This window comes from Arthrobacter sp. AL05 (assembly GCF_029960715.1).
GTDB lineage: Bacteria > Actinomycetota > Actinomycetes > Actinomycetales > Micrococcaceae > Arthrobacter.
This window is the reverse complement of sequence record NZ_JASBRC010000004.1, coordinates 303,071-327,709: the sequence shown is the minus strand read 5'-3', so window position 1 is coordinate 327,709 and position 24,639 is coordinate 303,071. Positions and strand designations below refer to the sequence as shown.

Sequence of the window (24,639 nt, the reverse complement as noted above, 5' to 3'; positions counted from 1 at the left end):
GACTCCACCCTACCCACCGGCGCGCCGGGGCCCGGGGCCTAACCGAAGAGGACCGCGGCCTCGTCGTAGCGGTACTGCGGGACGGTCTTGAGGTTACCGAGCGCGGCGTCGAAGCCTACATGGACGATGTCGGTGCCGTTGAGGGACACCATGGTGCCCCAGCGCGCTTCGACGACCGAATCGATCGCGGCCATGCCCAGCCGGGTCGCCAGGACACGGTCGAATGCGGTGGGAACACCGCCGCGCTGGATGTGGCCCAGGACGGTCGCACGGGTTTCGATGCCGGTCATGGCTTCGAGCTCGGGGGCCAGCCTTTCCGAGATCCCGCCAAGGCGCGGACGTCCGAAGGTGTCCAGCCCGCGTTCGGAGTGCGGCGTTTCCTGGTCATCCGGGACGAATCCCTCGGCCACGACAATGAGCGGCGCGCGGCCACGGTCCCGAGCCGAGACAACCCAGTCGGCGATCTGCTTCATCGAGGCTTTCTGCTCCGGGATCAGGATGGCGTGGGCGCCCGAGGCCATGCCGGCGTGCAGGGCGATCCAGCCCACGTGGCGTCCCATCACTTCGGCGATCATGCAACGGTGGTGGGACTCGCCGGTGGTCCGCAGCCGGTCGATCGCCTCGGTGGCAATTTCGACGGCGGTGTCGAAGCCGAAGGTGTAGTCAGTGGCGTCGAGATCGTTGTCGACGGTCTTGGGGACGCCCACGATCTTCAGGCCGGCGTCGGTGAGGCGTTTGGCGGCCGCCAGCGTGCCTTCCCCGCCGATGGCGATGAGGGCGTCGATGCCCAACCGGTCCATATTGGCCTTGATCACCTCGGGTCCGCCGTTGTTTTCAAACGGGTTGGTCCGGGACGTCCCCAGGATGGTCCCGCCCTGTTTGGCGATGCCGCGGACCATGCTGCGGGGGATATCGATGGTGTCTGCTTCGACGACGCCACGCCAGCCGTCCAGGAACCCCACGAACTCGTGGCCGTGCACGGCGATGCCCTTCAGGACGGCGCCTCGGATGACGGCGTTCAGTCCCGGGCAGTCGCCGCCACTGGTGAGGATTCCAATTTTCATGTCTCGGCTCAAATCCTGGTTCGTAGGTTTTCAGGAAGAGCGCCACGCTGAGCTCACCTAGAGTCTAGTGGCGCCTGTGGGGCAGGACACAACCTGTGACTTCGGGAAAGTGCCCCGGCCGGCCGGCCGGGGCACTGCGTTTCCTCGCGGGGACGGCGTCAGGGTCGTCCCGAGCGCTTGGCGAGGAACGTCTCAAGGACGACGGCGTTCCGCTGGTCCGGGAGGAGAAGCCAGGCCGCAAGATAAAGCACAAAAGCCGGTCCAGGCAGCAGCGCGACGAGCAAAAAGGCGATCCGGACGAACGCAACATCCACGTTCAGTTTGGCGGCGATGCCTCCGCAGACTCCGCCCAGCCAACGCTGCGGGCCGCGTTTGAGCCCAAGGCCCCTGACGGTGCTGAAGAATTTTTCCATGGTTCAAGACTTCCTTGTCGGGGTGGCTTTGTCACGTCCGCGCGATGAGAGCAGCCCGCCGACGACGAGAGCGGCTCCGGCGCCAATCATCAGGCCGATCACCACGTAGCTGCCGTTGAGCGACACGAGGCGCAGCTCGGAAACGATGATAAGTGCGGCCAGTGCCATCACTATCAAGCCCCAGACGATGGTGCCCACGCGGGGCGGTGATTCCACCTGCGGTTCCCGCGCTCCCGGCGGAGGCGGGGCTGCCGGGCTGCCGGCCGGTGCGTCATAGCTGCTCATGTCAATTACCTTCCTTGATGGTGACGTTGCTGAAGGTGCCGTCTATCTTGACGATCAGGGTCGCCCCCGGCATTTCGGTGTTGTAATCGATCTGCCGAGTGGTCATGCCACTGTGATTCTGGCTGCCCTCATTGAGGTTGCCCATGGTCATGTCTGCCTGGATTTCCACCGGAACGGTGTCCGGGATGACCACCGTGAGGTTGCTTGCTGTCGCGTCGAGAGGGACCACAAGGTCGGTTTTCAACGGAGGGTTGAGCGAGAGCCCGGTAAGGTCCACGGTTCCGGTGCCGGCCGTGATGTCGAAGCCTCCCAGTGCCTGCTCGATGCTCACCGGTGACCAGTCCGCATTCTGCGGACGGAAGCGGTCGCCGTTGGGCAACACATTGAAGATTCCGCCGACGACCAGGGCGAGCGCTGCCAAGAACCCGAGGCTGCCCGACGTGCGGCCCCTGAGACCGGCGATAAGGATGCCGAGACCCAGGACCACGGCGGCGCTGGCCCAGATAACGGCGCTGCTGGAGGTACCGAGGTTGATGAGGTTCGCGACGTCGAGGATCTTGATACCGCCGCCCACCAGCAGGGCAAGGCCGGCTGTCACCGCGACGGCGGGAGTGCCCGGGCCCAGCTTCCGGGGTTTGCCCGGCTGGACGGGCCCGGGCACCGGCTGGTAGCCGCCACGGAACGGGCGTGTTGCACCCGGCGGTTGGGGTGTGCCCCAGCCCGGTGCCGGCAGCGTTGACTCGCCGTTGTGGGCCGGTGTTTCCGAGGCCCCGTAGCCGGTTGCGGCGAAGGGGGCCACCCCTGCCGGTACCGCGGGCGTTGCCTGCTTTGGCGGGTAGGCGGTGTGGACCGCCGGGTCACCGTCCGGATGGCCAGCGGACAGGCCGGTGGCGCCGTTCCGGGACTTGTTGCGGTGCGTGAGGTAGTAGATGAGGTAGATGGCGCCGCCGACCCAAAAAACTGTCCAAAGGAAGGGGCCAGCGCCGTAGCGGTCCCAGCCCCAGGCGCCGCTGCCCAGGCTGGGGAAGCCGACGACCGTGGTGATCAGGGCCCCGGTCATGCCGGATGACCAGCGGCCCGCGGCGGCTTCCTGCAGATGGATGCGCCCGTCCGGTTCGGGCAGGAGTGCCCACGCGATGCCGTAGAGCAGGACGCCGACGCCGGCGAAGATTGCCAGCACTATCAGGATGCCGCGGACAATCAACGGGTCGACGCCGAAGTGCCGGGCTATGCCACTTGCCACCCCGCCGACCCAGCGCTCGCGGCCTCGGTGGACGCCGTGGCTCCGGATCCAGTCGAAGAAATCCTGCGGCGGGCTGCCGGCCGGCGGAGGCGTTGGCGCGTAGTCGTAAGGCGGAGGCGGAGGAGGTGTTGGCGCGTAGTCGTAAGGCGGAGGCGGAGGAGGTGTTGGCGCGTAGTCGTAGGGCGGAGGAGGCGGGTTGCCGGCCCCGGAACCGGCCGAATCCTCCAGCGGCGCGGTCGCGGAGGTGTTGGCGGCAGTGCCGGCAGAGGTCTCCGCGGCCGGCGCCGCAGGCTCTTCTGCGGCACCGCCTGCAGGGGCGTTTCCTTCATTGGGGTGCTCAGGGTGCGGATTCATACTTCGATCCTGCCGTCCGCCACGATTCCGTTCTACTGGGGAACACCCTGAACTGCCCCTGAGTCGACCCCGGTTCGGGCCGGAAACACGGCAGGGAAACCCTGATCCGTGTTTGGATTGCCTTATGACAACAGCCGCTTCCCGCCCGCCGCTGGTCCGCGGCAGCGACCGGGTGATCGCCGGGGTCTGCGCCGGCCTCGCCGGGCATCTGGGCTGGCCGGTGCGGATGATCCGAATCGGTATGGCGGTTGCCGCGCTCGCCGGCGGTGCCGGGGTGGCGTTCTACGCCTGGCTTTGGATCATGGTTCCCACCGCTGATGAAAGCGCCAGGCGCAGCGCCCGCCAGCCGGTGTCGCCCATTGCTCCCGCTGTGAGCGTGCCGGACGGTGAGTTTCCAGCCGGGTGGTGGCGCGGCAGGATCACCGGAATGCGCTACGGCAAGGAGATCCTGCTTGGGTCGGGCCTGCTGCTGGCCGCCGGCATCCTGATTGCCCGTCTGCTCGGCGTTGACATTCCGCTCGGGACCCTCGTCCCGGTTGCGGCCATCCTGTGCGGCGCGGCCATCGCCTGGATGCAGTTGGATGAAACCCGCCGGGCAGGCCTTGTGGACAAGACCAAAGCGGACCAGGCCGGCGGCTGGGCACGTCTTGCGGCCGGGTTGGCACTTGTTGTCACCGGCGTCCTGGTTATGGTGTCCGGCTCCGGGTCGTGGGAACAGACCTGGCTTGCGCTGCTGGCCTCGGTGGCGGTGCTAGGGGGCGTGGCGCTGGTCCTCTTGCCCTGGGGGCTGAAGTTCTGGCGCGACCTGGAGGCGGAACGGGCCGGGCGGGTCCGCGCCACCGAACGGGCCGAGATTGCCGCCCACCTCCACGACTCCGTGCTGCAGACCCTGGCCCTGATCCAGCGGCGGGCCGGCAACGAGACCGACGTCGTCCGGCTTGCCCGCGCCCAGGAACGCGAGTTGAGGGGCTGGCTGTACCGGGATCCGGGCCGGGAATCCGGTCAGTTGTCCGAGCGTATTAGGGCCGCCGCGGCGGACGTGGAGGACGCCCTGGGCCGCGCGGTCGAAGTGGTCTCTGTGGGGGACTGCGCCATGGCCGAACGCCACGAGGCGCTCGTCCAGGCCGCCCGAGAGGCGATGCTGAACGCTGCCCGGCACGGCGGCGGCGCCGTGTCCGTGTATCTGGAGGTCGCCGACGACGCGGCGGAGGTCTTCGTGAAGGACCGCGGTCCCGGCTTCGACCCGGACGCCGTCCCTGCTGACCGGCTGGGGGTCCGTGAATCGATTGTCGGCCGGATGAACCGCCATGGCGGCACCGCTACCATCAGCAGCAACGAAGACGGCACCGAGGTGCGGCTGAGGCTTCCGTTGGCGGCGGGAGCAGCCACGGGCGCTGCGGCCGCCAACGGCAACGGAGAGGCAACACAGTGAGCATTAGCGCGGAGGAACGTCCCGGACCGGGGATCCGGGTAGTAATTGTGGACGATCATGCCATCTTCAGGTCCGGCCTGAAAGCTGACCTGGACCCGAACATTGTCGTCGCCGGCGAGGCTGGGACTGTGGAAGAAGCCATCGCGGTGATCGCGGCGGTGCGTCCCGACGTGGTGCTCCTGGATGTCCATCTGCCCGGCGGGCTCGGCGGCGGCGGCCGAGAGGTGCTGGCCGGTTCAGCTCCCTTGCTGGGCAGTACCCGGTTCCTGGCCCTGAGCGTCTCCGACGCGGCGGAGGATGTTGTGTCGGTGATCCGGGCCGGGGCCCGCGGCTACGTCACCAAAACCATCTCCGGGAAGGAAATTTCCGACGCCGTGCGCCGGGTGGCGGGCGGCGACGCCGTCTTCTCGCCCCGGCTGGCCGGCTTTGTGCTCGATGCTTTCGGCACCGCCCCGGCCGACATTGCCGACGACGAACTGGACAGGCTCTCAGCCCGCGAGCTCGAAGTGATGCGGCTCATCGCCAGGGGCTACAGCTATAAGGAAGTCGCGAGGGAACTGTTCATCTCGATCAAGACGGTGGAAACGCACGTCTCGGCCGTGCTGCGCAAGCTCCAGCTCTCCAACCGGCACGAACTCACCCGCTGGGCCGCCGAGCGCAGGCTCCTCTAATCCCACAAACCCGACGCTCCCGCAGTTTCGGCGGGTTGACGGGGAACGCTCCCGCAGTTTCGGCGGGTTGTCGGGGAACGCTCCCGCAGTTTCGGCGGGTTGTCGGGGAACGCTCCCGCAGCGGCCGGCAGCGGCTGCGGGAGCGTTCGTGATTCGCCCGCCGGAAGTGCGGGAGGGTTGTTTACTTGGCTTGGCCGAGGAAGTCCTGCAGGCGGGCGACGCCTGTGGCGAGGTCCTCATCGCCCAGGGCGTAGGAGAGGCGTAGGTACCCGGAGGGCCCAAAGGCCTCACCCGGAACCACAGCCACTTCCACCTCATCGAGGATCAGTGCCGCCAGCTCCGCGGACGTGGACGGCCGGACGGGTCCGTTTGCGGACGGCAATTCCTTGCCAAGCAGGGCACGGACGTCCGCGTAGACGTAGAAGGCACCTTTCGGCGTCGGGCAATCCACGCCCTCGATGGCGTTCAGTCCGGCCACGATGGCTTTGCGGCGCCGGTCGAAGGCGAGCTTCATCTCGTCGACGGCGCTCAGCGGACCGGACACCGCGGCGAGCGCCGCAACCTGCGGGATGTTGGAGACGTTCGACGTGGCATGCGACTGCAGGTTCGTGGCGGCCTTGATGACGTCGGCGGGGCCGATCATCCACCCGACGCGCCAGCCTGTCATGGCGTACGTCTTCGCCACGCCGTTGAGGATGACCACCCGGTCGCCCAGTTCAGGGACGGCCGTGGCAATCGAGGTGAATGGCACCCCGTCGTAGGTCAGGTGCTCGTAGATCTCGTCCGTGACCACCCAGAGTCCCTTGGCGGCTGCCCACTGGCCGATCTCCCGGACCTGTTCCGGCGAGTACACGGCGCCGGTGGGGTTGGAAGGGGACACAAAAAGGAGTATTTTCGTGCGGTCCGTAACTGCCGCTTCCAGCTGCTCCACGGCAACCAGGTATTCCTGCTCCGGTCCGGCGAAGACCTCGACCGGGACGCCGCCCGCGAGCCGGATGGCTTCCGGGTAGGTGGTCCAGAACGGAGTCGGGACAATCACCTCGTCGCCCGGGTCCAGTAGCGTGGCGAAGGTGTTGTAAACGGCTTGTTTGCCGCCGTTGGTGACGAGCACCTGGGACGCCTCTGCCCGGTAGCCGGAATCGCGGAACGTCTTGTCCGCGATGGCCTGCCGCAACTCCGGCAGGCCGGCGGCCGGGGAGTACCGGTGGTACTTGGGCTGGCTGGCGGCTTCGATTGCCGCCTGCACAATGTAATCGGGGGTCGGGAAGTCCGGCTCCCCGGCGCCGAAACCGATGACCGGCCGGCCTGCCGCCTTCAACGCCTTCGCCTTGGCATCAACAGCCAATGTGGCGGATTCGGCTATGGCGGAAATACGCTGTGAAATGCGGGCGGCAGGCATCGCGGGTCCATTTCTTCGCTTGCAGCTTCGGCGGCTGCGGGTGGGATTCGACGGAATCTACTCTATGCTGTTCATCGGATCCTCAGAGGTGCCCGTGCGGAAGTGTGACTGCAGCGTGGAAAGTCGTGGTCGCGGCTTTTTGCTCAACTGCTCCCGGCCGGACGCACGGTCCGAAGGGGCCGGTTCGACGTAGACGCAGTTGTTGCGTAGACTGGTTCTCCGGTGTTGAAAACACGACGATGGCCTGCGCCTCAGCGAAGTCTGGGGAAACAGGCCGGGGGCTTGTTTTTGATCCATAGGGTAGTGGCGCAATTGGTAGCGCAGCGGTCTCCAAAACCGCAGGTTGCAGGTTCGAGTCCTGTCTGCCCTGCGCAAGCTGTTCCGGTTTCTCCGGAACAAGCGCAGCAACCATGGTTCAGTTCAGGGCCGGGTATCCGACATTGCGAGGATGAGTGAGATCCAGGTGACCGAAACGGCTGCAGGCAGCTCCAGTGGCCGCCCCGCCAAGAATGCCCCCAAGGCAGGTTTCTTCGCCCGGATCGCGCTTTTTGTCCGCCAGGTCATCGGCGAACTGAAGAAGGTTGTCGCTCCGACCCGCAAGGAACTGATCAACTACACGCTTGTGGTGCTGGTGTTCGTCGTCATTATGATGCTCATCGCCACAGTGCTGGATCTAGCCTTCGGGGTCGGCGTTGGCTGGGTCTTCGGCGGCACAGGCCCCACGGACCGCTAAGGCGACCGGTCCGCAGACTTCGTGGCTTACCCCGGGATTCCGGCGGTTCTGCGGGGTGTGCGGAATTGAGTCATTTAAATAGGCATGTTAGGCAATGAGGAAGCAGGAGACCAAGTGTCTGAGCAGGAGCTCGAGGTAACTGAGACTGAGCTGGATAAGAGCCAGGACGCCGCGGTGGAGACCGGGGAACTGTCCGAGGCCGCGTCTGCTGCGCCCGCATCCGACGTCGCTGACGAGGCCGCTGACACAGCAGAAGCCGGGGAAGCCGCTGCGGAAGAGTCTGCTGAGGCGGACTCGGACGAGGTAGCCGTTGCCAGCGACGAAGCAGCCGGATCCGATGACGAATCGGCCGACGCGCTGGCAGCCGCTGCGGCCGCTGCAGAGGTTGACCCGGCCGATGAGTTCAAGGCCAAGCTGCGCCGCCAGGAAGGTGACTGGTTCGTCATCCACTCGTACGCAGGCTACGAGAACCGCGTCAAGGCCAACCTTGAGACCCGCATCCAGACCCTGGACATGGAAGACTTCATCTTCGAAATCCAGGTTCCGATGGAGGAAGTCGTTGAGATCAAGAACGCTCAGCGCAAGGTCATCAACCGCGTCCGGATCCCCGGCTATGTCCTGGTCCGGATGGACCTGACGGATGCCTCCTGGGGCGCCGTCCGCCACACCCCGGGCGTCACCGGATTTGTGGGCAACGCCCACAACCCGGTCCCGCTGCGCCTCGATGAGGTCTTCTCCATGCTCGCGCCGGTCTTCGAAGAAGAGCAGGCCGAGAAGGGCAAGCCCATCAAGCACGCTGCGGCGCAGATCGACGTCGACTTTGAGGTCGGCGAGTCGGTCATCGTCAAGGAGGGCCCCTTCGAGACCCTCCCGGCCACCATCTCCGAAATCAAGGTGGACTCCCAGACCCTGGTGGTGCTGGTTTCCATCTTCGAGCGCGAGACGCCGGTCACGCTGGCCTTCAACCAGGTCAGCAAGATCTAGCTGTTCCCACAGAATTCGTCCCGGGCTGCCCGCTTTAGCAGCCAGGGGCGGCCGGCCGCCTCGCCATGGCGGCCACCAAGCTGCGGCACGCTCCTGTGTCCCAGGAAGTAATTGAGAGAAGGACCCTACATTGGCTCCCAAGAAGAAGGTCACCGGCCTCATCAAGCTGCAGATCCAGGCAGGTGCCGCTAACCCGGCCCCGCCGATCGGTCCTGCGCTTGGCCAGCACGGTGTCAACATCATGGAATTCTGCAAGGCGTACAACGCTGCGACGGAAGCCCAGCGCGGCAACGTTATTCCGGTTGAAATCACGGTCTACGAGGACCGTTCATTCACGTTCATCACCAAAACCCCGCCGGCTGCAGAGCTCATCAAAAAGGCTGCAGGCGTCGCCAAGGGTTCGCCTACCCCGCACACCGTCAAGGTCGCGAAGCTTACCCAGGCCCAGGTCAACGAGATCGCCACCACCAAGATGGAAGACCTCAACGCCACCAGCCTTGAAGGCGCCGCGAAGATCATCGCCGGCACCGCCCGCTCCATGGGTATCACCGTCGAAGGCTAAATGCCTTTACCGCCGGGCAACCGGCACCACCTAAACATTTGAATGTTGGAAGCCCGGCACGGATTATCGAGCCGGAGTCCCAACTGTGGCAGGGCCCAGCGCGGTCCGCAGACCACAACTGCACAAGGAGAAATAAGCAGCATGGCAAAGCGCAGCAAAGCATATGAGGCAGCCGCAGCCAAAATCGACGCGGAGAAGTTCTACGCGCCGTTTGAGGCAGTGACGCTGGCCAAGGACACCAACCCGTCCAAGTTCGACGCCACCGTTGAGGTAGCTTTCCGCCTGGGTGTTGACCCTCGCAAGGCCGACCAGATGGTCCGCGGCACCGTTATCCTGCCGCACGGCACGGGTAAAACAGCCCGCGTCCTGGTCTTCGCAACGGGCGACAAGGCTGAGGCAGCAATCGCAGCCGGCGCCGACTTCGTTGGTTCCGATGACCTGATCGAAAAGATCGCAGCCGGCTGGACCGACTTCGACGCCGCCGTCGCCACCCCTGACCTTATGGGCAAGGTTGGCCGCCTCGGTAAGGTCCTGGGTCCGCGTAACCTGATGCCGAACCCGAAGACCGGCACCGTGACCGCTGACGTCGCCAAGGCCGTCAACGACATCAAGGGTGGCAAGATCGACTTCCGCGTCGACAAGCACTCCAACCTGCACTTCATCATCGGCAAGGTTTCGTTCGACGCCCTCAAGTTGGCCGAGAACTACGCCGCCGCTCTGGAAGAAGTTCTTCGCCTCAAGCCGTCCGCTTCCAAGGGCCGGTACATCCAGAAGGCTACCGTCGCCACCACGTTTGGCCCGGGCATCTCGGTTGACCCCAACGTCACCAAGGTCCTGACCGAGGTCTAATCCTCACCAGCCTTACAGCACACGACGGAAAGACCGTCCCGCATCCGCGGGGCGGTCTTTCCTGCATTCCACGACGAACGGCCAGGGCCCGGCGCGCGTCGCTGGTGGACCGGTATTGATGGAACAGCGGCCCAAAGCGGCATATGCTGGCCGTGGTTGCCCGGTTATCGCCGGGTTTCCGGCACGCACGGATGGCAGAACCGCTGGGGATGATGGCCGCAATGGCAAATGAAGTACGGATTGAACAGCTGTGGATCCCCGATTCGCTTGACGGGTCGGATGCCTCCGACTTCGTTGCCGCCGTCGAAGTGGGACGCAAGGTGCGAATGCAGACGTGGGGCAGCGATGATCTCGCCTACTTGCCGCAGGAAAAACTGCTGGAAATGGCGGACCCGTACGAGCGCCAGGTCATTCTCGTTGCCAAGGTGAGCGGGGAAATCGTCGGTACTGTGGACATCGCGCTGCCGCTCGCGGACAACCTCGACCTGGCCGAATTCGCGCTCGACATCCTGCCCGAATTCCAAGGACGGGGCGTGGGCCGGCAACTGCTTGAAGCTGCGGAGCACTTCGCCCGCGACGAGGGCCGGCACACCATCCTGGTCGACACGAACCATCCGAGTTCCTCGCTCGGTGACAGCGAAGCCGGGCAACTGGTGCCGGGCACGGGCTTCGGGTTCGTCCCGGACAACAGCCGCGAAGTCGAGTTCGCCCGCCACAGCGGCTATGCCCTGCAGCACATCGAGCAGTTCAGTGCCTGCGCGCTGCCGCTTGACGGCAAGCTCGTGGCGGAGCTGGGAACCGAGGCCGAGGAGGCGAACGCAGGACGCTACCGGCTGCACCATTGGACGGACCGGTGCCCGGAGCAGTGGCTTGAGGCCGTCGCGGCACTGGAAAACAACGCGGGCGAAGACGGCGTGCCCGGTGTCGATGATTCAAGCATGGTGTTCGACGGCGGAATCCTCCGGCAAGCGGAAGATGTCGCCATTGCGCAGGGCCGCCGGACAGTGGTCACCGCCGTCGAGCGTCTGGGCAGCGGTGACCTGGTCGGTCTGACCACGATCAGCGTCCTGGCACTGCGGCCCGATGTGGTCTTCCAAGATGACACAGTCGTCCTCCCGGAGCACCGCGGCAACAAACTGGGCCTGCTGATCAAGGTCGCCAACATGGAGCGGCTCTCCGAACAGTTCCCGGACGCCCGGGTGCTGTACACCTGGAACGCACCGGAAAACCGTTACCTGCTCACGGTCAACCAACAGCTGGGATTCACCACCGCCGGAGTCACCGGGATCTGGCAGAAGGAACTTCCGGATTTGGGCCCCAGCAACAGCTGAACCGTCCGACGTCGCCGATTTGGAGCAAGGGCCAGGTTTCGCGTAGGCTGGGGGGACCAAAGACCGTCGGTTGTTGGACATTCACTCTCCCAAGCAAGGCTCACTTCTGCAGCTGCGCCGGGAGAACCAGTGAATCTCCAGACGAAGGACCCTGAACATAGGGCGGCCGGCGCAGGTGAACGAAGCAAAGCTCCGCAGTCATGGACTGCGTCGAGACAAGCCCCGTGCATCTGCGCGGGGCGTTTTTAGTTTTTAGCTCTTTTGAGCGGGGACCGGGAACTACCGGCTCTATCCCCGGAAGGAGGGTTATGGCAACGCCTAGCAAGGTTTCAGCAGTAGCTGAGATCACTAACGATTTCAAGGAATCGAACGCCGCTGTCCTGACCGAATACCGCGGGCTCACCGTTGCACAGCTCAAGCAGCTGCGTGTTTCTCTCGGCCAGGACACCAAGTTCTCGGTCGTCAAGAACACCCTGACCGCCCTTGCAGCCAAGGAAGCCGGTGTCGAAGCATTCGACGGCCAGCTCGCCGGCCCCACTGCAATCGCGTTTATCAAGGGTGACGCAGTTGCCGCTGCCAAGAGCCTGACGGATTTTGCCAAGGCCAACAAGCAGCTGGTTATCAAGACCGGTTACTTCGAGGGCAAGGCACTGAACGCCAGCGAGGTAGCTGCCCTGGCAGCACTCGAGTCCCGTGAGCGCCAGCTTGCCATGGTTGCAGGCATCCTCAAGGCTCCTGCTGCCGCCGCTGCACGCACCATCGATGCTCTGCGCCTCAAGCTTGAAGAAGCGAACGGTGCCCCGGCCGAAGCCGAAGCGCCCGCCGCTGACGAAGCTCCGGCCGAAGCTCCCGCAGATGCAGCAGTAGAGACCGAAGCTCCGGCTGACGCCGCAGCCCCCGAAGAGAACTAACTCTCTTTCAAACCAGACTCCGGTGCGAAGGCGAGCCCCCGGGCTGCCGAGCACCACTATAGGAAGGACGCCACACCATGGCGAAGCTCACCAACGAAGAGCTCATTGAAGCTTTCAAGGAACTGACCATCATCGAGCTCTCTGAGTTCGTTAAGCTCTTCGAAGAGACCTTCGAAGTTACGGCCGCTGCCGTTGCCGTTGCTGGCCCCGCTGCCGGTGGTGCTGCAGAAGAAGAAGAGCAGACCGCATTCGACGTCATCCTGGAGCACCCGGGCGACAAGAAGATTGCAGTCATCAAGGAAGTTCGCGCCATCACTTCGCTGGGCCTCAAGGAAGCCAAGGACGTTGTTGACAGCGCACCGAAGGCCATCCTCGAAGGTGTCACCAAGGAAGCTGCCGAGAAGGCTGTTGCCCAGCTCGAAGAAGCCGGTGCCCGCGTTACCCTCAAGTAACCCGCCGCTTCAGGACCTGGCCGGGAACCTCGTGTTCCCGTTCCGCTCCGGGAAACCCCGCGCACCCCGGTGTGCGGGGTTTCCTGCGTTCCGGGCGGACATCAACGGCAGGTGAACTTCCCAAAGAGTTTGTGGAATCCCTGTTCTCGCGGGTGAATGCGCGCCTAGACTGTGGCTTTGTGCCAACAGGCCGCCAACGCTGAGGAGTCCCCACAATGACCGATCCCCATCACTCGCTTTCGCGCCGGACCATGCTGACTGCAGCCCTGGTGGGCGGCAGCGCGGCGGCTGCGGCCCTGTCCGGAGCCCCGGCCGCCCAGGCAGCCCCCGCAGCGGGCCGGAAGACGTTCAACCTGACGGTGCTTGGCACCACCGATCTGCACAACAACGTGTTCAACTGGGATTACTTCAAGAACGTCCCCTATGCGGATACCGCAGGGAACAAGATCGGCATCGCGCAGGCGGCCACCCTGATCAAGGCGATGCGGGACGAACGGGGAGCGTCGAACACGCTTACCATCGACGCGGGCGACACCATCCAGGGCACACCCCTGGCCTACTATTTCGCCAAGATCAGCCCCATCTCGGCGACGGTCACCCATCCCATGGCCTTGGCCATGAACGCGGTGGGTTACGACGCCGTTGGCCTGGGAAACCACGAGTTCAACTACGGCATCCCGCTGCTGCGGACCTGGGAAAGCCAGCTGAACTTCCCGCTGCTTGGCGCCAACGTCCACGACGCCACTACCGGCAAACGCGCTTTTACACCCTACGTACTCAAACGCGTGAAGACGAACAACGGCTGGCTGACCGTGGGCCTGGTTGGCTTTGTCACCCCCGGCTGCGCCCTCTGGGACCGCGACAACGTCCAGGGAAAACTGGATTTCAACGGCATCGTGGAGGAAGCCAGGACGGTTATCCCGCAGCTCAAGGCAGCCGGAGCCGACGTCGTTATCGTCACCAGCCACTCGGGCGCAACCCCGGGGTCGTCCTACGGCGATGCGCTGCCGTTCCCGGAGAACGCCTCCACGCAGTTGGCCGAAGAGGTCCCCGGCATCGACGCTATCCTGGTCGGGCACGCGCACCTGGAAATCCCGGAACGTTTTGTCACCAACAAGGCCACCGGAAGGCAGGTACTGCTGACGGAGCCGCTGAAGTGGGGCATGCGCGTGGCTGTAATGGATTTGGAAGTGGCCAAGGACAAAGGCCGGTGGACGGTCACCGCCGCCCACTCGCACTTGCTGGACGCCAAGACGGTCGATGCCGATCCCGCCGTTGTGCGCGCCGTCCAGGCAGGGCACGAGGCGACTGTAAAGTATGTCAACGAAGTCATCGGCACGTCCACGGCGCCGCTGAACACCGCCACCGCTTGCTGGGAGGACTCGGCGGCCATCGATGCCATCAACTATGTCCAGGCCAGCACCATCAAGGCCGAGCTGGCCGGCGGCCCGTCCGCCGGGTTGCCGGTGCTCTCCATCGCTGCGGCCTTCTCCCGCTCGGTGGACGTCAAAGCCGGGCCGCTGACCATCCGGGACGTTGCCGGGCTGTACATCTTCGACAACACGCTGCTCTCCGTCAAGGTCACCGGGGCTCAGGTCCGGGACTATCTGGAGTGGTCCGCGCGGTACTTCAAGCCGGTGTTCAGCAGCCCGGCACGCGCCGCCGACGTTACCAACGCTGCCACCGCGATGGCGCCGGGCGGGACGCCGGACTACAACTACGACGTTGTCTACGGTCTTGACGCAGCACTGAACTACGAGATCGACCTTGCCAAACCGGTGGGGGAGCGGATCACCGGGCTGCGCTACGGTGGCGAGGTCCTTCGGCGGGACCAGGAATTCGCGCTGGCCATCAACAACTACCGGCAAAGCGGCGGCGGCAACTTCCCGGCAGTCATGGCGGCTCCGGTACTCTCCAACAGCCAGCAGGAGATCCGGCAGCGGATTATCGACTACGTTGTGGATCACGGCACCCTGGACGTTTCGGTGTTCAGCCAGGACAACTGGCGGCTGACCGTCAACGGCGCGGCACTCACCGTCACCGCCTAGCCGGCCCGGGTTAACCCGGACGATTTAACCCGGACAGGCTAGATCCCGCGCCGGCACGTGCCGGCACGTGCCGGCGCGTGACGGCCCGCGCCGGCACGTGCCGTCACGCGCCGTGCCGCGCCGCGGCATGCTGTTCGTTCAATTCGGAGATGTCCGCGACCACGGCGTCGAGGGCGGCGGCGAAGGCATCGGCGTCCACAAACGCGCTGTAGCCATGCTCGCCCGCGCCCAGGGCAATCCTGCGCCCGGTGATGCTGCGGTCCACATAGACCGGCCATGGCCTGGTACTTCCCAGCGGGGTGATCGTGCCGCGTTCGTAGCCGGTGGCGCCAAGGGCGACCTCCGCACTGGGAAGGGACAGTTTGTTGACACCAAGCAGCGCGCGCAGCTTGGGCCAGGAAATCTGCCGGTCGCCCGGGATGAGCGCAAAGAGGAAGCTGCCGTCCTTGTGTTTGACCACAAGGGACTTCACGATATCCGCGGGCTGAATTCCGAGGATATCGGCCGCCTCCTCGAGGCTTTTCGCGGCTTGGCGTTCCACCAGACGGATGCTGAGGCCACGGGCGGCGGCGTCCGCCAGGAACCGCTCCCGGCCGGTGCCGCCACGAGCGTCCGCCGCCGCGCCTGGATCGTTCATGGTGGGCTCATTGACCAAACTCAGTCGCGGAACAGCAGGAGCGCTTCGCCCTGGCCTCCGCCGCCGCACAGCGACACGGCAGCCTTGCCGCTGCCTCTCCGCTTCAGCTCGTGCGCCGCATGCAGGGCCAGCCGGGCGCCGGAGGCGCCGATCGGGTGGCCCAGGGCGATCGCGCCGCCGTGGATGTTGCACTGCGCCAGCGGGTAGCCGAGGTCCTTGAGCGACTGCACGGCCACCGAACCGAAAGCCTCGTTGATCTCGATGAAGTCCAGGTCCGCGGCAGACCAGCCGGCTTTCTGCAGCGCGCTGGCAATCGCGTTGGCGGGCTGGGAGTGCAGCGAGTTGTCCGGGCCGGCCACCTGCCCGGGCTTGCCGACGACGGCCAGGTACTCAAGGCCGTTCTCTTCGGCAAACTTCCGTGAGGAGAGCACGAGGGCGGAGGCGCCGTCGGACAGGGGGGAGGAATTGCCCGCCGTGATGGTGCCGTCGGTGACGAACGCCGCCCGCAGGCCCGCCAGTGAGCCGACAGTTGTGTCCGGCCGGATCCCCTCGTCCGAGGCCAGGACAATCGGCTCGCCTTTGCGCTGCTTGACGCTGATGGGGGCGATTTCGCCGTCGAACACACCGTCCTTGGCGGCCCGCGCGGCGCGCTGGTGGGACGCTGCCGCCACTTCGTCCTGGGAGCTGCGGTCAATGCCCAGCGAAAGGTTCTTGGTCTCGGTGGACAGGCCCATGGATTGCCCGTCGAAAGCGTCGGTCAGGCCGTCGTGCGCTGCAACATCCAGGGCCTGGATGGACCCGTAGGTCCAGCCCTGCCGGGAACCGGGGAGGATGTGCGGCGCGCGGGACATCGACTCCTGGCCGCCGGCTATAACAACGGCGGCGTCGCCGCTGCGGATCATTCGGGCCGCGTCGATGACGGCAGTTAGCCCGGACAGGCAGACCTTGTTGATGGTCACACTGGGAACGTTCCAGCCGAGTCCGGCCGCGATGGCGCTCTGCCGTGCAGGGTTCTGGCCCGCGCCGGCCTGCAGCACCTGTCCCATGATGACAGAGTCCACCTGCTCGGCCTTTACACCGCTGGCGGCCAGGGCCGCCCGGATGGCGTGTGCGCCGAGTTCTACGGCCGTGAAACTTGCGAGCTGGCCGTTGAGGCGCCCCTGGGGGGTGCGGGCGGCGGCGAGGATGACAACATCATTGTTGTCTGCAGAGTGGCTCATGGTTGTCTCTTCCAATCGTGAACGTTGTACAGCAAGGCTATCGTGACCCCAGTCACGGGGCCATCCGGCGGCCTGTGGCACAGGGGGTGGACACCCCAGCCGGGAGCCGGGTCCAGTGCTTGCAATCGCGGGCGAAGTGGGGTAGACAAGTAGGTTGCTTTGCCGTATCGTAGATATTTGCGTCTTCCCTGTTTACCTTCAGCCTTCATATAGCGGTGGGCTTAGCCTGGCAGCTGCGCCATCATTGTGCCGTCTACAACGTGCACCACCATGGCCAGCGCGGGTCCCGGGTCATATAGCGGAACCGGACTGGTAGCACTGCGGAGTCACTCCGCAGGGTGCATAGCGGGGGAGATCTGAAAACGCCTGAAGGTCTGTGGAAGGATCCCTCTTGGTCGCCTCGAGCACCTCTAATGTAAACAACGCTGCAACCGCTATCAATGCCGACAGTACCGACGGTGCAACCCGCCGGCTCTCATTCGCAAAGATTCACGAACCTCTTGACGTTCCGAACCTGCTTGCCCTGCAGACGGACAGCTTTGACTGGCTGGTCGGAAACGAACGCTGGCAGGCACGCGTCGCCAAAGCCGTCGAAGAAGGCGACCTCAGCGTCGCCTCCTCCTCGGGTTTGTCGGACATCTTTGAAGAGATCTCCCCGATCGAGGATTTCCAGGGCACCATGTCCCTGAGCTTCTCGGAGCCGGAGTTCGCTGATCCGAAGTACACCATGGCTGAATGCAAGGACCGGGACGCAACGTACTCGGCTCCGCTGTATGTCAAGGCCGAATTCATGAACAACAACACGGGCGAAATCAAGCAGCAGACCGTGTTCATGGGTGACTTCCCGCTGATGACCGAGAAGGGCACCTTCGTCGTCAACGGCACCGAGCGTGTTGTTGTCTCGCAGCTGGTCCGTTCCCCGGGCGCCTACTTTGAGCGCACCGCCGACAAGACCAGCGACAAGGACATCTTCACCGCGAAGATCATCCCGTCCCGCGGCGCCTGGTTTGAACTCGAAATCGACAAGCGCGACCAGGTCGGCGTTCGCCTCGACCGTAAGCGCAAGCAGTCCGTCACGGTGCTGCTGAAGGCCCTCGGCTGGACCGAAGGCCAGATCCTCGAAGAGTTCGGCCAGTACGACTCCATGCGCGCAACGCTGGAGAAGGACGCCACCGAAACCCGCGAAGATGCCTTGCTGGACATCTACCGGAAGCTGCGACCGGGCGAGCCGCCCACGGTCGAGGCTGCCCAGTCCCTGCTGGACAACCTGTACTTCAACTCCAAGCGCTACGATCTGGCCAAGGTTGGCCGCTACAAGATCAACCGCAAGCTCGGCATCGACCGCTCCCTTGGTGACAAGGAAGCCTCAGTGCTGCACGTTGAAGACATCGTCGCCATGATCAAGTTCCTCGTTGCCCTGCACGCCGGTGAGAAGACCCTCACGGGTAAGCGCGACGGCCAGGACCACGAGCTCCGTGTGGAGATCGATGACATCGACCACTTCGGCAACCGCCGTATCCGCGCCGTCGGCGAGCTCATCGAGAACCAGGTCCGCACCGGCCTGTCCCGGATGGAGCGCGTTGTCCGCGAACGGATGACGACCCAGGACGTCGAGGCCATCACGCCGCAGACCCTGATCAACATCCGTCCCGTTGTGGCAGCGATCAAGGAGTTCTTCGGAACCTCCCAGCTGTCCCAGTTTATGGACCAGAACAACCCGCTCTCGGGTCTGACCCACAAGCGCCGCCTGTCCGCACTCGGCCCGGGCGGTCTGTCCCGTGACCGTGCAGGCATGGAAGTCCGAGACGTTCACCCGTCCCACTACGGACGTATGTGCCCCATCGAAACTCCTGAAGGCCCGAACATCGGCCTGATCGGTTCGCTGGCGTCCTACGGGCGGATCAACCCGTTCGGATTCATCGAAACCCCGTACCGCCTCGTGGCTGAAGGGGTCGTCTCCGACGAGGTCGAGTACCTCACGGCCGATGACGAAGCTGAAGTCCTGATTGCACAGGCCAACGCTCCGCTCGATCAGAACAAGAAGTTCGCCGAGGATACCGTCCTCGTGCGTGCCCGTGGTGGTGGAGGCGAGCCCGTGCTGGTTCCCGCCGCCGAGGTCGAGTTCATGGACGTCTCCCCGCGCCAGATGGTGTCAGTGGCTACCGCCCTGATCCCGTTCCTCGAGCATGACGATGCCAACCGCGCACTTATGGGTGCCAACATGCAGCGCCAGGCCGTGCCGCTGGTCCGTTCCGAGGCGCCGTTCGTCGGCACCGGCATGGAGCGTGCCGCAGCCGTCGACGCCGGTGACGTCACCATCGCGAAGAAGGCAGGTGTGGTGACCGAGGTCTCCGCTGAGCTGGTCATCGTGTTGAACGACGACGGTACGGAAACCAACTACCGCATCAACAAGTTCGCCCGCTCCAACCAGGGCAACTGCTACAACAACCGCGTTCTGGTGAACGAAGGCCAGCGCCTGGAAGTCGGCGGCATCATCGCTGACGGCCCGGCAACGGACCAGGGCGAACTGGCCCTCGGTAAGAACCTGCTCGTGGCATTTATGTCATGGGAAGGCCACAACTTCGAGGATGCCATCATCCTGTCCCAGCGGATCGTGGCTGAGGACGTTCTTTCCTCCATCCACATCGAGGAGCACGAGATCGACGCCCGCGACACCAAGCTTGGTGCCGAGGAAATCACCCGTGACATCCCCAACGTGTCCGAGGAAGTCCTCGCAGGCCTGGACGAGCGCGGCATCATCCACATCGGTGCCGAGGTTGAAGCAGGCGACATCCTGGTCGGAAAGGTCACCCCGAAGGGCGAGACCGAGCTGACCCCGGAAGAGCGCCTGCTGCGCGCCATCTTCGGTGAGAAGTCCCGCGAAGTGCGTGACACCTCCCTGAAGGTTCCGCACGGTGAGTCGGGCACCGTCATCGGTGTCCGCGTCTTCGACCGCGACAACGACGACGAGCTGCCCCCGGGCGTCAACCAGCTGGTCCGGGTGTACGTCGCTGCCAAGCGCAAGATCACCGACGGCGACAAGCTTGCCGGCCGTCACGGCAACAAGGGTGTTATCTCCAAGATCCTTCCGATCGAGGACATGCCCTTCCTTGCCGACGGTACCCCCGTTGATATTGTCCTGAACCCGCTGGGTGTTCCGGGCCGTATGAACGTCGGCCAGGTGCTGGAAACGCACCTCGGCTGGGTTGCCAAGACCGGCTGGAAGATCGAGGGCGAGCCCGAGTGGGTCAAGCAGCTGCCGAACCTGCCGCGCGAGAGTGGCCAGACCACTGTCGCTACGCCGGTCTTCGATGGTGCGCGGGAAGAGGAAATCACCGGTCTCCTCGACTCCACCAACGTCACCCGCGACGGCGTCCGCCTGATCAACTCCTCAGGCAAAACCCGCCTCTTCGACGGCCGCTCCGGCGAGCCGTTCCCGGATCCGATCTCGGTCGGCTACATGTACATCCTGAAACTCCACCACCTGGTGGACGACAAGATCCACGCGCGCTCCACCGGCCCGTACTCCATGATCACGCAGCAGCCGCTGGGTGGTAAGGCACAGTTCGGTGGCCAGCGCTTCGGTGAAATGGAAGTGTGGGCGCTCGAAGCTTACGGTGCCGCTTACACGCTTCAGGAACTTCTCACGATCAAGTCGGATGATATCCACGGTCGTGTGAAGGTCTACGAAGCCATCGTCAAGGGCGAGAACATCCCCGAGCCGGGCGTTCCTGAGTCCTTCAAGGTCTTGATCAAGGAAATGCAGTCGCTGTGCCTGAACGTGGAAGTTCTTTCCACGGACGGAACCACAATTGAAATGCGTGACTCTGATGACGCAGTCTTCACGGCTGCGGAAGAACTGGGCATCGATCTGTCTCGTGCAGAGCCCAGTTCCGTAGAAGAGGTTTAGCAGGCGTCCGACGGCGGGTGGTCCCCATCCGCCGTCGGCACCTCCCTCTTCCCGTAACCCAAGACTTCAGAATTTAGAGAACAAGAGAGAACAGGGACCATATGTCCAGCGAATCCTCCTTCGGCCTCATGCAGATCGGCCTCGCCACCGCGGAAGACATCCGTGGCTGGTCTTACGGCGAGGTTAAGAAGCCGGAAACCATCAATTACCGCACGCTCAAGCCTGAGAAGGACGGCCTCTTCTGCGAGAAGATCTTCGGCCCGTCCCGCGACTGGGAGTGCTACTGCGGTAAGTACAAGCGCGTGCGCTTCAAGGGCATCATCTGCGAGCGGTGTGGCGTTGAAGTCACCCGCGCCAAGGTGCGCCGTGAGCGTATGGGCCACATCGAGCTGGCCGCCCCGGTCACGCACATCTGGTACTTCAAGGGTGTTCCGTCCCGTCTGGGCTACCTCCTTGACCTGGCACCGAAGGACCTCGAAAAGGTCATTTACTTCGCCGCCTACATGATCACGAGCGTCGACGCCGACAGCCGCCACGAAGAACTGCCCAACCTCCAGGTTGAGCACGATATCGAGAAGAAGCAGCTGATCGACAACCGCGACTCCGACATCGCCACGATCGCCCGCGACCTCGAGAACGAGCTTGCCCGTCTCGAAGGCGAAGGCGCCAAGGCTGCCGACAAGAAGAAGGCCCGCGACTCCGCCGACCGCCAGATGGCTAACGTCCGCAAGCGCGCGGATGCTGAAATCGAGCGCCTCGAGCAGGTCTGGGACCGGTTCAAGAACCTCAAGGTCGCCGACCTCGAAGGTGACGAAGGCCTGTACCGCGAACTGCGTGACCGCTACGGCATGTACTTCGAAGGCTCCATGGGTGCCGAGGCGATCAAGAAGCGTCTTGAGAACTTCGACATGCAGGCCGAGTCGGACATGCTCCGGGACATCATCGCCAACGGCAAGGGCCAGCGCAAGACCCGAGCCCTGAAGCGGCTCAAGGTGGTCAACGCCTTCCTGACGACCAACAACAGCCCGCTCGGCATGGTGCTGGACGCGGTCCCGGTGATCCCGCCGGAACTGCGCCCGATGGTCCAGCTGGACGGCGGCCGCTTCGCGACCTCCGACCTCAACGACCTCTACCGCCGCGTGATCAACCGCAACAACCGGCTCAAGCGCCTGCTTGACCTCGGCGCTCCGGAGATCATCGTCAACAACGAGAAGCGGATGCTTCAGGAAGCCGTTGACAGCCTCTTCGACAACGGCCGCCGCGGCCGTCCGGTCACCGGACCGGGCAACCGTCCGCTGAAGTCACTGTCCGACATGCTCAAGGGCAAGCAGGGCCGGTTCCGCCAGAACCTCCTCGGCAAGCGCGTTGACTACTCCGGCCGTTCGGTCATCGTCGTCGGCCCGCAGCTGAAGCTGCACCAGTGTGGTCTGCCGAAGCAGATGGCGCTGGAGCTCTTCAAGCCGTTCGTGATGAAGCGCCTGGTTGACCTCAACCACGCGCAGAACATCAAGTCGGCCAAGCGGATGGTTGAGCGTTACCGCCCGCAGGTCTGGGACGTCCTCGAAGAGATCATCACCGAGCACCCCGTGCTGCTGAACCGTGCACCCACCCTGCACCGTCTCGGCATCCAGGCGTTCGAACCGCAGCTTGTTGAAGGCAAGGCAATCCAGCTTCACCCGCTGGTTTGTGGCGCCTTCAACGCCGACTTCGACGGCGACCAGATGGCAGTGCACCTGCCGCTGAGCCCCGAAGCCCAGGCGGAAGCCCGGATCCTGATGCTGTCCTCGAACAACATCCTGAAGCCGTCCGACGGCCGCCCGGTGACCCTGCCGTCGCAGGATATGATCATCGGTCTCTACCACCTGACCACCAAGCGTGTCGGTTCAGCTGGCGAAGGCCGGATCTTCTCCTCGGTGTCGGAAGCCATCATGGCGTACGACCTGCACGAGCTGCACCTGAACTCCCAGGTCAAGATCCGGCTGGAGGGCTTTGTCCCTTACGCCGGCTGGGAAGCTCCGGAAGGCTACGAGCCGGGTCAGACCGTGCTCGTCCAGACCTCCCTGGGCCAGGTCCTCTTCAACGAGACCCTGCCCGCGGACTACCCGTGGGTGGAGAACGTTGCGGACAAGGGCGAACTGTCCACGATCGTCAACGATCTCGCAGAGCGCTACCCGAAGGTGATCACGGCGGCAACGCTGGACAACCTGAAGGATGCCGGTTTCTACTGGGCCACCCGGTCCGGCGTTACCGTCGCCATCTCCGACATCGAGGTACCCAAGGACAAGCCGCGGATCCTCGCCGGTTACGAGACCATGGCTGCCAAGATCCAGGGACAGTACGACAAGGGCCTGATCGACGACGACGAGCGTCGCCAGGAACTGATCGAGATCTGGAACAAGGCAACCAACGAAATCGCCCAGGCGATGCGTGACAGCCTGTCGCCGATGAACACCATCAACCGCATGGTCTCCTCGGGCGCACGTGGTAACTGGATGCAGGTTCGCCAGATCGCGGGTATCCGTGGCCTGGTGGCTAACCCTAAGGGCGAGATCATCCCGCGTCCGATCAAGTCCTCCTACCGCGAGGGCCTGTCGGTGCTGGAATACTTCATCGCCACGCACGGTGCCCGTAAGGGTCTGGCCGATACCGCACTGCGTACCGCCAACTCGGGTTACCTGACCCGCCGTCTGGTGGACGTCTCGCAGGACGTTATCGTTCGGGAAGAAGACTGCGGCACCGAGCGCGGCCTGATGACCGCCATTGCCGTGGCTGACGCCAACGGTGAGCTGGTCCTGGACGAGAACGTTGAGAACAGCGCGTACGCCCGGACCCTGGCCGTGGATGTCGTTGACTCCAAGGGCAAGGTTCTGGCAGCGGGCGGCACCGACTGCGGCGACGTTGTTATTGCCGAACTGTTCGCCGCCGGCATCACCGAGGTCAAGGTCCGCTCCGTACTCACCTGTGAGTCCAGCGTCGGCACCTGCGCCCTGTGCTACGGCCGTTCGCTCGCCACTGGTAAGACCGTCGACATCGGAGAGGCCGTGGGCATCATCGCCGCACAGTCCATCGGTGAGCCGGGTACCCAGCTGACGATGCGTACGTTCCACACCGGTGGTGCTGTCTCCTCCAGCGGCGGCGACGACATCACCCAGGGTCTGCCCCGTATCCAGGAGCTCTTTGAAGCCCGTACTCCGAAGGGTGTCGCGCCGATTGCTGAAGCAGCCGGCCGGATCACCATCGAAGAGTCCGAGCGCCAGATGCGCCTGGTCATCACCCCGGATGACGGATCCGAAGAGATCGCTTACCCGGTGCTGCGCCGTTCACGTCTTCTCATCGAAGACGGCGATCACGTCAGCGTCGGCCAGAAGCTCATCAACGGTCCGGTCGACCCCAAGCAGGTTCTGCGCATCATGGGCCCCCGGGCCGCGCAGAAGTTCCTGGTGGACGAAGTCCAGGGTGTGTACCGCAGCCAGGGCATCGGTATCCACGACAAGCACGTCGAGGTTATCGTCCGCCAGATGCTGCGCCGCGTCACTGTCATCGAGTCCGGCGAATCGGATCTGCTGCCCGGCGAGCTCGCCGAGCGCAGCCGCTTCGAAGATGCCAACCGCCGTGTTGTGTCCGAGGGCAAGACGCCGGCTTCCGGCCGTCCCGAGCTGATGGGCATCACCAAGGCGTCCCTGGCGACCGAGTCCTGGCTGTCCGCAGCTTCCTTCCAGGAAACCACCCGCGTCCTGACGCAGGCGGCCATGGAAGGCAAGAGCGATCCGCTGCTCGGCCTGAAGGAAAACGTCATCATCGGTAAGCTCATCCCGGCCGGCACGGGTCTCCCGCGCTACACCGAGGTCACGGTGGAGCCCACTGAAGAAGCAAAGGCCAATCTGTTTACCGGCCCCAGCGCGTTCAGTGACTTCTCCTACGATTCCCTGGGCGGCGACGGAGCTCCTGAGTTCCACGCCATCCCGCTGGATGACTACGACCTGGGCAGCGACTTCCGCTAAGCCGCCAGGTCGACGTCGGGCCCCGTCACCGCTCCGCCTAACAGCGGAGCGGAGGCGGGGCCTTTGCGTTTGCTGGGTTCGATTAAGGGCTGGCAGCGGGCCGTGTTAGACTTGAAACTAATTGTTATTGTGGCAGTGGA

At 64.5% G+C, this 24,639-nt stretch carries 19 protein-coding genes and 1 tRNA gene; 13 read left to right on the top strand and 7 right to left on the bottom strand.

The features are described from left to right. Nucleotides 1-38 precede the first annotated feature (38 nt). The 4 genes from QK287_RS07900 to QK287_RS07885 all read right to left on the bottom strand — a co-directional run bounded on the left by QK287_RS07900 (nt 39) and on the right by QK287_RS07885 (nt 3,359). On the bottom strand, nt 39-1,064 hold the full coding sequence (locus QK287_RS07900; protein WP_226774775.1) for a 6-phosphofructokinase: 1,026 nt from the start codon (nt 1,062-1,064) through the stop codon (nt 39-41). A gap of 158 nt (nt 1,065-1,222) precedes the next feature. Then, on the bottom strand, nt 1,223-1,477 hold the full coding sequence (locus QK287_RS07895; RefSeq protein WP_226774774.1) for a PspC domain-containing protein: 255 nt from the start codon (nt 1,475-1,477) through the stop codon (nt 1,223-1,225). A gap of 3 nt (nt 1,478-1,480) precedes the next feature. Next, nucleotides 1,481-1,762, bottom strand: a complete 282-nt coding sequence (locus tag QK287_RS07890; protein ID WP_226774773.1) for a hypothetical protein — start codon at nt 1,760-1,762, stop codon at nt 1,481-1,483. 1 nt (nt 1,763) lies between these two features. Continuing rightward, nucleotides 1,764-3,359, bottom strand: a complete 1,596-nt coding sequence (locus QK287_RS07885; RefSeq protein WP_226774772.1) for a PspC domain-containing protein — start codon at nt 3,357-3,359, stop codon at nt 1,764-1,766. Between the two features lie 124 nt (nt 3,360-3,483). Here QK287_RS07885 and QK287_RS07880 point away from each other — a divergent pair, with 124 nt between their 5' ends. Both QK287_RS07880 and QK287_RS07875 read left to right on the top strand, forming a co-directional pair. Then, nucleotides 3,484-4,791: an ATP-binding protein gene (locus QK287_RS07880; RefSeq protein WP_282359760.1), complete on the top strand. Its 1,308-nt coding sequence runs from the start codon at nt 3,484-3,486 to the stop codon at nt 4,789-4,791. Beyond that, nucleotides 4,788-5,462: a response regulator transcription factor gene (locus QK287_RS07875; RefSeq protein WP_226774770.1), complete on the top strand. Its 675-nt coding sequence runs from the start codon at nt 4,788-4,790 to the stop codon at nt 5,460-5,462. Before QK287_RS07880 ends, QK287_RS07875 begins: the two co-directional genes overlap by 4 nt. Nucleotides 5,463-5,643: 181 nt before the next feature. On the opposite strand, the gene QK287_RS07870 is transcribed toward QK287_RS07875, so the two are convergent. Next, a complete protein-coding gene (locus QK287_RS07870) occupies nt 5,644-6,861 on the bottom strand; it encodes a pyridoxal phosphate-dependent aminotransferase (RefSeq protein ID WP_226774769.1) in 1,218 nt (405 codons plus the stop codon). A 297-nt stretch (nt 6,862-7,158) separates the two neighbouring features. On the opposite strand from QK287_RS07870, the gene QK287_RS07865 reads away from it, so the two are divergent. From QK287_RS07865 to QK287_RS07825, 9 genes are all read left to right on the top strand, one after another. Further along, nucleotides 7,159-7,231, top strand: a tRNA-Trp gene (locus tag QK287_RS07865). A 78-nt stretch (nt 7,232-7,309) separates the two neighbouring features. Continuing rightward, the gene (gene secE, locus QK287_RS07860) at nt 7,310-7,594 is read left to right on the top strand and encodes a preprotein translocase subunit SecE (protein WP_226774768.1); all 285 of its coding nucleotides are present in this window, start codon (nt 7,310-7,312) and stop codon (nt 7,592-7,594) included. Between the two features lie 114 nt (nt 7,595-7,708). Beyond that, nucleotides 7,709-8,578 (top strand): transcription termination/antitermination protein NusG, encoded by an 870-nt coding sequence (gene nusG / locus QK287_RS07855; RefSeq protein WP_282359759.1) that lies wholly within the window; start codon nt 7,709-7,711, stop codon nt 8,576-8,578. Between the two features lie 130 nt (nt 8,579-8,708). After that, a complete protein-coding gene (gene rplK, locus QK287_RS07850; protein ID WP_024365990.1) occupies nt 8,709-9,140 on the top strand; it encodes a 50S ribosomal protein L11 in 432 nt (143 codons plus the stop codon). Nucleotides 9,141-9,281: 141 nt separating this feature from the next. Then, on the top strand, nt 9,282-9,989 hold the full coding sequence (gene rplA / locus QK287_RS07845) for a 50S ribosomal protein L1 (RefSeq protein ID WP_024365991.1): 708 nt from the start codon (nt 9,282-9,284) through the stop codon (nt 9,987-9,989). A gap of 221 nt (nt 9,990-10,210) precedes the next feature. Then, nucleotides 10,211-11,320, top strand: a complete 1,110-nt coding sequence (locus tag QK287_RS07840) for a GNAT family N-acetyltransferase (RefSeq protein ID WP_226774765.1) — start codon at nt 10,211-10,213, stop codon at nt 11,318-11,320. A 308-nt stretch (nt 11,321-11,628) separates the two neighbouring features. Then, nucleotides 11,629-12,231, top strand: a complete 603-nt coding sequence (gene rplJ, locus QK287_RS07835) for a 50S ribosomal protein L10 (RefSeq protein WP_226774764.1) — start codon at nt 11,629-11,631, stop codon at nt 12,229-12,231. 77 nt (nt 12,232-12,308) lie between these two features. Further along, nucleotides 12,309-12,683 (top strand): 50S ribosomal protein L7/L12, encoded by a 375-nt coding sequence (gene rplL / locus QK287_RS07830; RefSeq protein WP_024365995.1) that lies wholly within the window; start codon nt 12,309-12,311, stop codon nt 12,681-12,683. A gap of 215 nt (nt 12,684-12,898) precedes the next feature. Continuing rightward, complete coding sequence (locus tag QK287_RS07825; protein WP_282359757.1) at nt 12,899-14,731, top strand: 5'-nucleotidase C-terminal domain-containing protein; 1,833 nt, start codon at nt 12,899-12,901, stop codon at nt 14,729-14,731. Between the two features lie 103 nt (nt 14,732-14,834). Here QK287_RS07825 and QK287_RS07820 read toward each other — a convergent pair whose 3' ends face one another. Further along, nucleotides 14,835-15,368 (bottom strand): YbaK/EbsC family protein, encoded by a 534-nt coding sequence (locus tag QK287_RS07820; RefSeq protein ID WP_282359756.1) that lies wholly within the window; start codon nt 15,366-15,368, stop codon nt 14,835-14,837. Nucleotides 15,369-15,388: 20 nt separating this feature from the next. Beyond that, nucleotides 15,389-16,588, bottom strand: coding sequence for an acetyl-CoA C-acetyltransferase (locus QK287_RS07815; protein ID WP_282359755.1), 1,200 nt, complete (start codon nt 16,586-16,588; stop codon nt 15,389-15,391). A 391-nt stretch (nt 16,589-16,979) separates the two neighbouring features. Here QK287_RS07815 and rpoB point away from each other — a divergent pair, with 391 nt between their 5' ends. Continuing rightward, the gene (gene rpoB / locus QK287_RS07810) at nt 16,980-20,498 is read left to right on the top strand and encodes a DNA-directed RNA polymerase subunit beta (protein WP_282359754.1); all 3,519 of its coding nucleotides are present in this window, start codon (nt 16,980-16,982) and stop codon (nt 20,496-20,498) included. Between the two features lie 101 nt (nt 20,499-20,599). After that, entirely contained in the window at nt 20,600-24,499 is a 3,900-nt protein-coding gene (locus tag QK287_RS07805; RefSeq protein ID WP_226774759.1) for a DNA-directed RNA polymerase subunit beta', read from the top strand. Nucleotides 24,500-24,639 lie beyond the last annotated feature (140 nt).

Bases quoted from the DNA above. Each gene is read 5' to 3' on its own strand.
- QK287_RS07900 (WP_226774775.1), bottom strand. From the start codon at position 1,064: ATGAAAATTGGAATCCTCACCAGTGGCGGCGACTGCCCGGGACTGAAC.
- QK287_RS07895 (WP_226774774.1), bottom strand. From the start codon at position 1,477: ATGGAAAAATTCTTCAGCACCGTCAGGGGCCTTGGGCTCAAACGCGGC.
- QK287_RS07890 (WP_226774773.1), bottom strand. From the start codon at position 1,762: ATGAGCAGCTATGACGCACCGGCCGGCAGCCCGGCAGCCCCGCCTCCG.
- QK287_RS07885 (WP_226774772.1), bottom strand. From the start codon at position 3,359: ATGAATCCGCACCCTGAGCACCCCAATGAAGGAAACGCCCCTGCAGGC.
- QK287_RS07880 (WP_282359760.1), top strand. From the start codon at position 3,484: ATGACAACAGCCGCTTCCCGCCCGCCGCTGGTCCGCGGCAGCGACCGG.
- QK287_RS07870 (WP_226774769.1), bottom strand. From the start codon at position 6,861: ATGCCTGCCGCCCGCATTTCACAGCGTATTTCCGCCATAGCCGAATCC.
- secE (WP_226774768.1), top strand. From the start codon at position 7,310: ATGAGTGAGATCCAGGTGACCGAAACGGCTGCAGGCAGCTCCAGTGGC.
- rplA (WP_024365991.1), top strand. From the start codon at position 9,282: ATGGCAAAGCGCAGCAAAGCATATGAGGCAGCCGCAGCCAAAATCGAC.
- QK287_RS07840 (WP_226774765.1), top strand. From the start codon at position 10,211: ATGGCAAATGAAGTACGGATTGAACAGCTGTGGATCCCCGATTCGCTT.
- rplJ (WP_226774764.1), top strand. From the start codon at position 11,629: ATGGCAACGCCTAGCAAGGTTTCAGCAGTAGCTGAGATCACTAACGAT.
- rplL (WP_024365995.1), top strand. From the start codon at position 12,309: ATGGCGAAGCTCACCAACGAAGAGCTCATTGAAGCTTTCAAGGAACTG.
- QK287_RS07825 (WP_282359757.1), top strand. From the start codon at position 12,899: ATGACCGATCCCCATCACTCGCTTTCGCGCCGGACCATGCTGACTGCA.
- QK287_RS07820 (WP_282359756.1), bottom strand. From the start codon at position 15,368: ATGAACGATCCAGGCGCGGCGGCGGACGCTCGTGGCGGCACCGGCCGG.
- QK287_RS07815 (WP_282359755.1), bottom strand. From the start codon at position 16,588: ATGAGCCACTCTGCAGACAACAATGATGTTGTCATCCTCGCCGCCGCC.
- QK287_RS07805 (WP_226774759.1), top strand. From the start codon at position 20,600: ATGTCCAGCGAATCCTCCTTCGGCCTCATGCAGATCGGCCTCGCCACC.